Below are 10,992 nucleotides of genomic sequence, written 5' to 3' on the forward strand. Positions count from 1 at the left end.
GACGGGGCTTTCTAGCCCTAACCTGTTACTCTGTCTCGCAGAGAGCAAGACAGCAGGCTGGCGCTTTCGAGGCGGGTGATTTTGGTGAACATTGAGGGAATCCGCGATCCCATGCATTCTGAATGGTTGAGCCTCGCCATGTTTGCGGGGGCGCTGGTCGTGTTGGCCCTGGGCTACCCCGTCGCCTTTTCCTTGGGGGGCGTGGCGCTGATTTTTACGGCGATCGGCATGGCCCTGGGTGTCTTCGACCCCATTTTGTGGTCGGCGATGCCGCAGCAGATCTTCGGCATCATGAACAATTTTACCCTCCTAGCCATCCCCTACTTCATTTTCCTCGGCTCCATGTTGGAAAAAACGGGCATCGCCGAAAACCTGTTAGAAACGATGGGAATCTTGTTCGGGCGCCTGCGGGGAGGACTCGCCCTCGCCGTCATTGTCGTGGGGGGACTCCTGGCCGCGACGACGGGGGTGGTGGCTGCAACCGTGATTGCGATGGGGTTAATTTCCCTCCCCACCATGCTGCGCTACGGCTACAATAAAAAACTCGCCACCGGGGTGATCGTCGCCTCCGGAACCCTGGGACAGATCATCCCCCCCAGCGTGGTTTTGGTGGTGCTCGGCGACCAACTCGGTGTCTCCGTCGGGGATTTATTTATCGGTTCGGTGATTCCCGGACTGTTGATGACCGGGGCTTTCGCCCTCCACGTCGCGATCGCCTCCTGGCTGCGTCCCGACATCGCCCCAGCCTTGCCCACGGAGGTATTGGAGGCGCCGGGACTGGGAAAGCGGGTGATTCGGGTGTTGATTCCGCCCCTATTGCTGATTATTTTAATTCTCGGCAGCATCTTTTTCGGCATCGCCACGCCGACGGAAGCCGGGGCGGTGGGGTGCGTGGGTGCGATCGCACTTGCGGCTATCAACCGCCAACTCACCTGGGACAACCTCGGTCGCGCCTGCGATGCGACATTGCGAACCACCTGCATGGTAATTTTTATTTTAGTGGGTTCCCGGGCGTTCAGTTTGGTGTTTCGCGGACTCGGCGGGGACGACTTGGTGAAGGATATGTTCTTAAATCTCCCCGGCGGCCAGATCAGTTTTTTACTCGTCTCCATGTTGATGGTATTCCTGCTGGGATTCTTTATCGACTTTTTCGAGATCGTCTTTATCGTCGTCCCCCTGCTACTCCCCATCGCCCAGAGTTTCGGCATGGACCTGGTGTGGTTCGGCGTGGTTTTGGGCGCGAACCTGCAAACCTCCTTCCTCACGCCGCCCTTCGGGTTCGCCCTCTTCTACCTGCGGGGGGTGTCGCCACCGGAAGTCAGCACCGAGGATATCTATCAGGGCGTGATCCCGTTTATCACTTTGCAGCTTGTTGTTTTGGCTTTGGTAGTGATTTTTCCGGGAATTGTCAACTTTTTGCCTTCCCTCGCCCGGGGAATGGGTTAACTTTGTAGTAACTTGGGTTAAGGAAGGGTAGCCCAAACCTGGCAATTGGGGCCTCACCGAATTTGGCGTGTCTGTGGAATATTAAGGAGAAAATTAGAGAATGGCGGAACAGACAGAAGAGACACTACAGCAGGAACTCGACAAAACCAAATCAGAGTTGCACGATATCCGGGAGGAGTTAGAACGGACTCAGTGTCAATTTGATGAGGTGTTGGGGGAACTGGAGCAAACTCACTTTGAATTGCACCAGATTAAAGAGGGGAAAATACAATTTGCTTCTCCCCAGTTTGAAGAAGAGTTGCAGGCGACAAAATCCCAACTGGCTCAAACTCAAGGGGAGTTGGAACAGACTCGGACTCAACTCCAGCAACTCCAGGAAAAAGCACAAGCCACCGATTCCCAGGCCCGGGAAGAGTTGCAGAAGAGTCAATCGAAACTGACTCAAATTCAAGGGGAGTTAGAACGGGCTCAGTGTCAGTTTGATGAGGTTTTGGAGGAATTGGAGCAAGCCCACATAAAGGGAAAGCAGGATGTCGAACAATTGCAGTCGGTTCGGAAAGAATTGGAGGAGACGAAAGGAAAACTAGCTCAAACTCAGGAGGAGTTGAAACAGGCTCGGTTCATGCAAAAGGAAGTCGAGTCCGAGGTGGATAAAACCAAGGCGCAATTGCACCAAGAGCGATCGCAACTGCGGGAGACGGAGAAGGTTTTGGAGCAGTGTCACTCCCAATTGAAGGAGACGATGGAGGTTTTGGAGGATTCCCACGCCAAGCACAAACAGGCGATTAATGAATTGGAAACAACGCGATCGCAGTTCGAGGAAAAGTTGGCGGCGGCTGAAGCGGAGTTAAAAGAAGTCAAAACTCAACATCAGAAAACCGAAGCGGAATTGGAAACAACGCGATCGCAGTTGAAAGAACGGGAGGAAGAATTGGAAAAAATGCGATCGCCCGAACCGGAAGCAACCCCAGAAGCTGCGGTAACCCCGAAACCCGCCCCCCAAGCGATCGTCAATGCGATCGAATGGGAGACATTTTAGCATTGTATGCCCCATCGATATATACTGTTTTACAAACCGTTTAATGTCCTGAGTCAGTTCAGCGATCGCGACCCGAACGCACCGGAACGGCAAACCCTGAAAGATTACATTTCCGTCCCCTCCGTCTATTCGGTGGGACGGTTAGATCGGGACAGCGAGGGACTGTTATTGCTGACGGACGATCGCAAACTGAAATACCGACTCGGGGAACGCAAATTCGCCCACCCCCGCACCTACTGGGTGCAGGTGGAACGCATACCGGACGCGGAGGCTTTGGAACGGCTGCGGCGGGGTGTCACCATCCAAAATTATCGCACCCGACCGGCTCAGGTTCAACAACTGATTGATGAACCAATTCTTCCCCCCCGCAACCCGCCGATCCGATATCGTAAAAATGTCCCCACCGCTTGGCTGGAACTCACCCTCACCGAGGGACGCAACCGCCAGGTCCGACGGATGACGGCGGCGGTGGGATTTCCGACGCTGCGGCTGGTTCGGGTGGCGATCGCGCATTTACGTTTGGACGGACTCGAACCGGGCCGGTGGCGGGATTTGAGTCCCCGGGAAATTAAGCCATTTTGGAGATGAAAACGATGGCTTTTATGATGGTTTCATCTCTTTATTTTTTTCCGCAGATTACGCAGATTACACAGATTTTATTATATGTCTCTTTTATCGATATGGGCGAAAGATTATAAAAATTTGAATTTTCGCTCGACTTCTCTGGAAATTAACCGATCCCTGACTATCATTTCGATTGACTTTGACGACCCCGAGATTTACGGTGATTTCAACGAAGATACGGGAGTCTGTCAATTCAAAATTTCAGAACAAATCGTCGAGGCATCAATCCAGGCGACCCGCAGAGAAGATGATGAAATACAATATCAACCCTACACGAAAGGGCGACATTCATCAGAGCTACTCGAAATGGTTACAATGAAAAAAGTTGCAGAAAAATGCCCAATTTTTCGGGAGATGTATCGATCGCTACAGCGTTTAAATTAAATTGTGGTTTATATTTTTCCCATAAAATACCGGCAACCCAGGAAGATTGAAAGGGGTTATTTCGTGGCGATCGCGGCGAATAAGGTGCTAAAGCCCAACAACTATCGATCGCCCCGTTGTTGCGCTTCAGCGTATTCGAGAAGGGCTAAAGCCCAACAACTGTAAATTTACTGGCGGTATTCCGCATCCACCCAGCAGCGGGGCAGGCTTTCGCCGGAAGGGAAGATCAAATTTTGCTTTTGAAAAGCCCGATCGCTCTGTTCTTCTTGGCCGGCTTGAGTTCGACCCGTGACCGTGTTTTGAGCGGGACTGTAGAGCTCTTCCGGCTGAGTAATTTTGACCAAGTTATCACTTTCTTTATCTTTGAGAAGCATCGTTTCTCTCGTCCGCGTTCGACAGTTTTAGCGTAACAAATGGGCGATATAAAGTTATCCTCCCGCAGATATATTTTTGTCAATAAATCCGGAGACATTGACAGAATTTATCTCTCGGGCGAGTTGACAGATGGCTCAGTGTTTCCACAGGAAATCGGCCATCGCATCTTCGGTGGAAATCGGGGCTTCGTCGGGGGATTGGAACAGGACCGATCGCTGCACGAAATCGCGATCGCCCAGCCGCCTCTCCACCCGCGAAGGGATGCCGTAGCCGTACACCACATGGCCCTGTCCGACGATGACCACCACCTGATAATCCGGGTTGGCAGCGAGAAATTCCGCGATCGCCTCGGCCATCGTTTCGTCCCAGAGCACCTGGGCCTCCACGAAGCGATCGAACCCGTCCCCTGTCCCGTGTTGATGCTGTCGAAAAACCTCCAATAACATTTGGCGATAACCTTCATTGTCGGTGTCGATCTCGGCGAGGGGGGGAATGTATTTTTTCTCCTCGGTTTCCAAACCCTCCAACCCGGATTTTGCCACCCGCCGCGTCACCTCGGTGGGGGTGTTCGCCGCCAAAACCGGGAGTCCGTTTTCCCGCGCAAATCGGACGATGGGGCCGTAGTATTCCCAGGGAAAACCCCAGCGTTCCATATATTCGCTGTCCCGGACCAGTTGGGTTTCCGAAATCTCCCCGGCGAGGTAGCGGTCCATCACGTCTTGATAGGGACGCTGGAACATTTCCATCGCGATCGCAATTTTGGGGTTATTTTCGTGCAGCGATCGCAGGATCTGCAACTGCGCCTCGTGGTCCCGGGGGTCGTCGTGGGTTTCGCCCAAATATACGACGTCGGCGGTTTGGAGCGATCGCAGGATCGTTTCGCGATCGGGAGAGGCGACGGCGGTGGCGATCGCGGATTGGGGGAGGGCGAGGGCCGGCGACGTCCAACCGACTTGCGGGGGACAGGCCAGAAAGAGTCCCAGGGACCAGGTGCAAAATTGGGCCACGACTCGGACTTTCATGGTATTATGCGATTTATGCATCATATCGATGTTTTTATTGCATTATCGGGGTTGCGTTGCAACATTAGTTACAAAAAAAATAGGATCGAGGGTTTAAGTTGATGGCGAAGCCGGTGTCTGGCCCGTCCACACAACTCAATTGGAGTCCCGGATCTTTCCTGAAAAGATTATGACAGGTTCTTCTAAGTATTTCAGCGCAAGGCGATCGACCCGCGACTTCCGAAGGTGTGGCGATCGGTGTGGGGCGATCGGATTGAGAATGAAGCGAAGTTGAATTTAAATTTTTTTTTAGATTGCGATTATAACATAATTTGTACCTTTTAATATGGGTAAACCTCCCCATCTTTCAACCCCTCGGTTGGGCGATAAGGAGGCCATACTTTCTGGCATTGCAACCGACTTACTAGAAAAAAAAATACCCGGTTATAAATGCCTAGCGTTTTTTGCCGGTGTCGAGCTGTTTCGGGGAATCAGCGACGGGGTTATTCGCCCGCAATGCAGCCATGAGCTGGGGTTTGACGGCTTTAACCCACTGGTCGAAATCGAAATTGTGGGTCGGGTTGGAATCGTTCATTGTATCTCCTTGTCGGTTGGAGTTGGCGGTATTCATAACGACGGTTTATGCAAACAAAATATTGACTTATAATTAGAGTAGCGAGAGAATCCAAAATATTCAACGTCAAATACAAAATTTAACCAAAATTAACGCAATGTGGCGACGGTGGGAAACGGTCGGGGGGCACGGTCGTGCCCTCCCCGACTCCTGAATTAACTTTGCAGGCCAATCACCCCGCAACCGAGGCGACCGCCGCCGGCGCCGCCTTGGACACCAGTAGTCCCCCGGTCTTCATCGATGTGGACGATAAAGGCGCTGCCGTCGTCGTCAAAAAGACTCAAAGGGCCGCGGGTGAGGGTGATGCGGCTGGTTCGGTGGGAGAAAACCGCCTTCCCGTCGGCATCCGCCTCCAAGTTGGGGAGATCTCCCATGTGGAAGGGGTGGTTGTCGTCGGGGTTGGTCTGTCCGAAGGGGCCGGGGTCAAAGTGTCCCCCCGCCGCGCCGAAGTCGGGTTCGCAGGTTCCGGTTTCGTGAATGTGAAATCCGTGTCTGGTGTTCGGGGGAAGACCCGTCACTTCTGCGTTGACTTCGACAGTGGGTAAAATTCCCTCGGTTTGGGTTTGGACGAGGGTGACGGTGCCACCCAGGTCGGAGTCGGGACCGCCGGTAATATCCGCCGTCGCGACAACATTGTTATTCGTGTCGGACATACTCGCATCGCCACAACTGACCACCAAGACCGCCACCAACAAACAGGTGAGTAAAACGCCAATTATTTTCTTCATTGTTGAAATTCAGTTGAGTGTCTGCTATAGGATATCATTCGACAGACTTTTGGTGGCGATCGCAGTCTTTTGTCCCCTTCAGTATCGGACATCCGCTTCAAATCCTCCTTTGGAAAGATGTTTTTTAAAATCGATTGACTCGGCTATCAATCCCGACACCTTTCGATAACTACTGATTGTTATAAGGTCGAGACAATGCCGCGATCGCACCCCGGAATTACAAATAACCCCCCAACCAATCTTCCAGTTGTTGCCGTCCGTCTCGGTTGATGGAATTGTAGAAAATTTCCGTGTCGCCGTGGGGGGTAAAAAAGCGGATAAATCGCCGATCTTCGTCCACCGATCGCGTGTAGATGAGGGGGACACCGACCACCGCCAGCAATTCGGCTTTTTTGCGATCGCGTTCCATCACGTCGGGGAGATCGTGAAAGGGGGACTGACATTCGACCACCAATTTGGCTTTGCTGCTGGCGCAAAATCCCCATTCCAAGAGGGTGAAATCGAGTCGGGAACTGACCCAAAATTTCCAAATCTCGTTGGGAAGCCATCCCGGATCGGTGCGATCGCAGACGACGGAAAGGGGAAGTTGGGGACAAAATTGGTAGCGATCGCTTCCCAAAATGGTTTTGAGAATTTCGAGGGTCATTCGTTCGTTATCGTTCATGACGTTGCCGCTGGTAAAGTGGGGTGCGATCGCGTTCCAGTTTTCCAAGTTGTCGGAGTGGGAGCGATCGGAGTTTGGGGAATTGAATAAAGATGTCATGGTTTGAGTTGTGGTTGAACGGTTATTTTTGACAAGATTTGCCCTCACCCCCAACCCCTCTCCCAACTTTGGGAGAGGGGAGGAGAACAGTTTTAAGTTGTGGGGGGAGTGTAAATGAGCGTCCAGGTGTTTTTTCCGAGGGGTTTGGCAGTCCAAGAACCTTTGGTATAGGCGTTTCCGGCGCGACGATGGCGAGTGAGAGTTGAAGGAGATACACCTAGAAAGTCGGCGAGTTTTGCGGTGGAGTAAGTTTCCGCGATCGCGATCGGTTTGGGTGCGGGTGGCTGCTTCTGTCGCTTTCTTGTATGGGGTGCGATCGGAATTGGGGGTTCGTCTGGAAACAGGCTGAGTTGGTATGCGTTCATCGGCTGTACCTCAATCACTGACTTCAGCTTAGGGAAGTGAATCAGTTTGCGCCAGGGAAGAATGGGGAAGATAAAAAAGTTCCCCAAAGTTCCCCAAAGTTCCCCGAACTGACTCAAACTCAGCCCTCAGCCTGAGCCGTGAGATGTGCTATACTCGTATATATTTGGTTAAGACCGTAGTAATGTCATGGCTAAAAAAAGAAAACCTCGCGGTATAACAGCGACCGATGAAGGGAAAAAAAAGTTAATAAATATTAAGACGAATAATCCAAAACTAACTTTTGAAGCTTTAGCCGAAAAAGCAGGTATAGATAGAAAAACAGTGGAAAATTTTTATCATCGGAAAGCACGGGTCGATCCGAGTTCTGCAAAATTGATTTGTGAAAAAGGATTTGGAGTTGATGTGACAGAGATTGTTGGTGAAGAAGAATGGAACAAAGTGCCATCTAAAGTTTCAGCCGAGCCAACATTTCCAGAAAACCAAAAACAACCAGCACCTAAAGAATTTATACCAATTTTAAAAAAACATAACAATACTCCTCATAAAGGAGCTGTAGAATTTGTTGGTCGCTCCGATCAGCTTAAAGAGCTACATCAGCTCTTACAGCAGAATCATCAAGTGGTCATAGCTGCGATCGCTGGAATGGGTGGAGTTGGCAAGACTGAATTAGCAATTCAGTATTCTCATATATATAAAGATACATATCCAGGGGGGATTTGCTGGTTATATCCCCCACGCGGAAATAAACGAGGAAATATTGGAATTCAAATTATTGAATTTTCTATCAACCATTTTCAAAATTTTTACTTACCCGATGAGTTAAAGAGCTTTCCTGGAAAAGTTGAATTTTGCTGGAATAATTGGGCTGAAGGTGATACGCTGATCGTCATCGATAATGTTTGGGATTATAAGGATATCAAACATTACTTGCCCAATGATACCAAATTTAAAATACTAATTACTACTAGAGAAAAGCTGGGCAAGCCGTTGGCAAGGTTAGACTTGGATGTTCTCAAGCCACTGTCTTCATTACAAATTTTAAAATCATTAATTGGAAGAGAAAGAGTCACCAAAGAACCTTGGATTGCCAGAAAAATTTGCAGTTGGTTAGGTCATTTGCCTTTGGCTGTAGAATTAGTCGGACATTATTTGGCACAATCCGAAGATTTATTATTGTCAGAAATGTTACAACGGTTGGAACGAAAACAACGTCTGAATCATAAAGCGTTAACAACTCCAGAACCCACCATGAGAGTAGAGTTAGGGGTTTATGATGCTTTTGACTTGAGCTGGGATCATTTAAGCGAATCAACTCAGGTATTAGGATGTTTTTTGAGTTTATTTGCGACTCCTATTCATTGTCAACCAAGCACTTTTTTGAATTTGCCATCTGTAGTTGATGTAGTTGATTCTATAGATTCTTGTGAAGAATCTATGAAGGAGCTGATTCGATTTAATTTAATTCATAAATTTCAGGCAGAATCTTTTCGTTTTCATCCGTTAATTAGAGATTTTTTTAAAATCAAGCTTGCGAATTCCAAATATTCCGATACTCTAGAAAATTTATTCATAGATGTTTATATCAGATTGGCGAAAAATCATGAACAAATTAAAATGAAAAATTTGCCGGATCATATCATTCTTAATATAGAAGAAATATTTTCAATGGAGACAATAAAAACAAAAAAAAAGACAGATATCGTGCAACTTTTGCAGATATTAATATCGTTTTATTCTGGAAAAGGATTGTTTGAACTGTCAGAAAAAAAGTGCAATTTTGTCATCGAGATGATCGAGACATCGACAGAAAAAATAATTTTAAAAAAACAGCTTATATTGACCGTTAAAAAAATGCTGCTGCATATAGACTCCGATAGACATGATGCTATACAAATTGAAGCAAGGAGCCAAGAAATTTTAAAAGATTTAAAACAATACAAAAATCCTATTTTTAAATCTGAAATTATAAATATTGTTGCACAAGGTTATATTTATCAAAGCAAACTTGCAAAGGCGGAACAACTTTTGAAAGATCATTTGATCGAAAATTTTATTTGTCAATTTGATCTATCGATCAATGATTCAGATAAAATTGAAAGCCCTGATGTATTGATATATATATTTTTAGATAAAATAAATCAAGGTTTAGAGAATATTGATCAAAAGTCCAAATATTTTAGCGGTTGGACTAAATATCATAATCTTTGTATGACTTTGCAATGTATGGCAGTTTTATATGAACGGAAAGATCAATATAATGAGGCATCTTTTTACTACTATAAATGTTTGGATATCGCAACAAAAATATTTGATCATGACAGTGTTGATTTTATCAATATACAAAATATTGTTGCTCGATTTTATGAATCTAAATCAAACTACAAGATGTCCAAAAAAGTTTATATAAAAATCTTAAATTTTCGGAAAAAACATTATGGAAAAGAGTCTCCAAATGTGGCACAAACAATGAGAGATATTGGCAATGTATATATACAGTTATCTTGCCCAATAAGAGCAAAAATTTTGTTGGAAAAATCTTTGGATATGCACGGCAAGTTTTTTGGAGAAAATAGTTTTCCTTATGCCACATGCTCCAACGATCTGGGACTTCTGTATGTGAGTCTCAATAATTATCGAAAAGCCGAGCATTTATTTTTTAAAAGTTTGGAAATTTATAGAAAATTGGGCTATAGATATACTATTGAATATGCTACAGCCTTAAATAATTTAGGTATAGTTTTTTTTCATCAAGAGCAATTCAACGAAGCCGAAAAATTTTATAAAGAATCGCTGAACACAATGAAAAAAATTGTGGAAACGGAAAATCTTTCAGTTGCCAACACTTTGTCTAACTTGAGCGATGTTTATCTCAAAAAAGGCGATCTAAATAGAGCCAAAATAAACGTTGAAAAAGCTTTTAAAATTGCTTCTAAAATTTTACCCAAAAATCATCCCGATTTAATCGAATATAAGCTCGGAAAAGAATTGATGGAAAATGTTGCCCCAGAAGTGATAAGAAAAATGCTTGACAACACTTATTGTAGTCAAAAAAATATCCCCAAATTCTCCAAAAAATCGAATAAAAGCAAAAGAAATACTAAAGGTTTTGGACATCAAGATTAAAGATGTACCTTCAGCGAATCATTCCTCGACGTCCTGGAAACCTTCGGAGGCGCGATCGCACTCATTTCCACCCAAACCCGCGATCGCCTCCAATGCTTCTCCCCCGACGACCCAGAACTCATTCAAAATATCCTGAAATGCTTGCGCGGAGCTCAACTAGAAAGTTAAAATATGACTTCCTAGCTGGTGCGCTAAAATCCTGGCAAAATCAGAATAAAATTATTGTACTTGCTCCGAATCCCATGCAAAAACAACACATCCCCGAATACGTCGATCGCGCCGCCGAACTGATCGACCTCCCCCTCGACCCCGAACACCGTCCGGGAGTGATCGAAAATATGGAAAAAATAGCCGAAATCGCCAAACTCGTCACCGAATTTCCCCTCCCCGACACCATCGAACCCGCCCCCATTTTCGACCCCGCCGACGATCGCTAAACCCAACTTTACTCCCCTCCCCCAAAGTTGGGAGAGGGGCCGGGGGTGAGGGCTAAACCCAACTTTACTCCC

At 47.0% G+C, this 10,992-nt stretch carries 12 protein-coding genes; 6 read left to right on the forward strand and 6 right to left on the reverse strand.

The window, feature by feature from the left end; translation table 11 throughout:
- Positions 1-111: 111 nt before the first annotated feature.
- The 3 genes from LKE08_RS02550 (at position 112) to LKE08_RS02560 (ending at position 3,073) form a co-directional block, all read left to right on the forward strand.
- The gene (locus LKE08_RS02550) at positions 112-1,446 is read left to right on the forward strand and encodes a TRAP transporter large permease subunit (protein ID WP_324702621.1); all 1,335 of its coding nucleotides are present in this window, start codon (positions 112-114) and stop codon (positions 1,444-1,446) included.
- Between the two features lie 100 nt (positions 1,447-1,546).
- Positions 1,547-2,485, forward strand: coding sequence for a hypothetical protein (locus LKE08_RS02555; RefSeq protein ID WP_324702622.1), 939 nt, complete (start codon positions 1,547-1,549; stop codon positions 2,483-2,485).
- 6 nt (positions 2,486-2,491) lie between these two features.
- Positions 2,492-3,073 carry a pseudouridine synthase gene (locus LKE08_RS02560; protein WP_324702623.1) on the forward strand — a complete coding sequence of 194 codons (582 nt, stop codon included), beginning with the start codon at positions 2,492-2,494 and terminating at the stop codon, positions 3,071-3,073.
- Positions 3,074-3,660: 587 nt separating this feature from the next.
- On the opposite strand, the gene LKE08_RS02565 is transcribed toward LKE08_RS02560, so the two are convergent.
- From LKE08_RS02565 to LKE08_RS02590, 6 genes are all read right to left on the reverse strand, one after another.
- Positions 3,661-3,867 (reverse strand): acetyltransferase, encoded by a 207-nt coding sequence (locus LKE08_RS02565; RefSeq protein WP_324702624.1) that lies wholly within the window; start codon positions 3,865-3,867, stop codon positions 3,661-3,663.
- 135 nt (positions 3,868-4,002) lie between these two features.
- Entirely contained in the window at positions 4,003-4,890 is an 888-nt protein-coding gene (locus tag LKE08_RS02570) for a ChaN family lipoprotein (RefSeq protein ID WP_324702625.1), read from the reverse strand.
- A 433-nt stretch (positions 4,891-5,323) separates the two neighbouring features.
- Positions 5,324-5,464: a hypothetical protein gene (locus LKE08_RS02575; protein ID WP_324702626.1), complete on the reverse strand. Its 141-nt coding sequence runs from the start codon at positions 5,462-5,464 to the stop codon at positions 5,324-5,326.
- A gap of 194 nt (positions 5,465-5,658) precedes the next feature.
- On the reverse strand, positions 5,659-6,231 hold the full coding sequence (locus tag LKE08_RS02580; protein WP_324702627.1) for a superoxide dismutase family protein: 573 nt from the start codon (positions 6,229-6,231) through the stop codon (positions 5,659-5,661).
- A 217-nt stretch (positions 6,232-6,448) separates the two neighbouring features.
- Positions 6,449-6,994, reverse strand: coding sequence for a DUF2726 domain-containing protein (locus LKE08_RS02585; RefSeq protein ID WP_324702628.1), 546 nt, complete (start codon positions 6,992-6,994; stop codon positions 6,449-6,451).
- A gap of 92 nt (positions 6,995-7,086) precedes the next feature.
- Positions 7,087-7,359 (reverse strand): hypothetical protein, encoded by a 273-nt coding sequence (locus tag LKE08_RS02590; RefSeq protein WP_324702629.1) that lies wholly within the window; start codon positions 7,357-7,359, stop codon positions 7,087-7,089.
- A gap of 187 nt (positions 7,360-7,546) precedes the next feature.
- Between LKE08_RS02590 and LKE08_RS02595 the strand changes: the two genes are divergently transcribed.
- The 3 genes from LKE08_RS02595 to LKE08_RS02600 all read left to right on the forward strand — a co-directional run bounded on the left by LKE08_RS02595 (position 7,547) and on the right by LKE08_RS02600 (position 10,920).
- Positions 7,547-10,483, forward strand: coding sequence for a tetratricopeptide repeat protein (locus LKE08_RS02595; RefSeq protein ID WP_324702630.1), 2,937 nt, complete (start codon positions 7,547-7,549; stop codon positions 10,481-10,483).
- 63 nt (positions 10,484-10,546) lie between these two features.
- Positions 10,547-10,651, forward strand: coding sequence for a hypothetical protein (locus LKE08_RS29235; protein WP_375341396.1), 105 nt, complete (start codon positions 10,547-10,549; stop codon positions 10,649-10,651).
- A 74-nt stretch (positions 10,652-10,725) separates the two neighbouring features.
- Positions 10,726-10,920: a DUF4089 domain-containing protein gene (locus LKE08_RS02600; RefSeq protein WP_324702631.1), complete on the forward strand. Its 195-nt coding sequence runs from the start codon at positions 10,726-10,728 to the stop codon at positions 10,918-10,920.
- Positions 10,921-10,992: the final 72 nt, after the last annotated feature.

The organism is Lyngbya sp. CCY1209, from assembly GCF_035615495.1.
Lineage (GTDB): Bacteria > Cyanobacteriota > Cyanobacteriia > Cyanobacteriales > Microcoleaceae > Limnospira.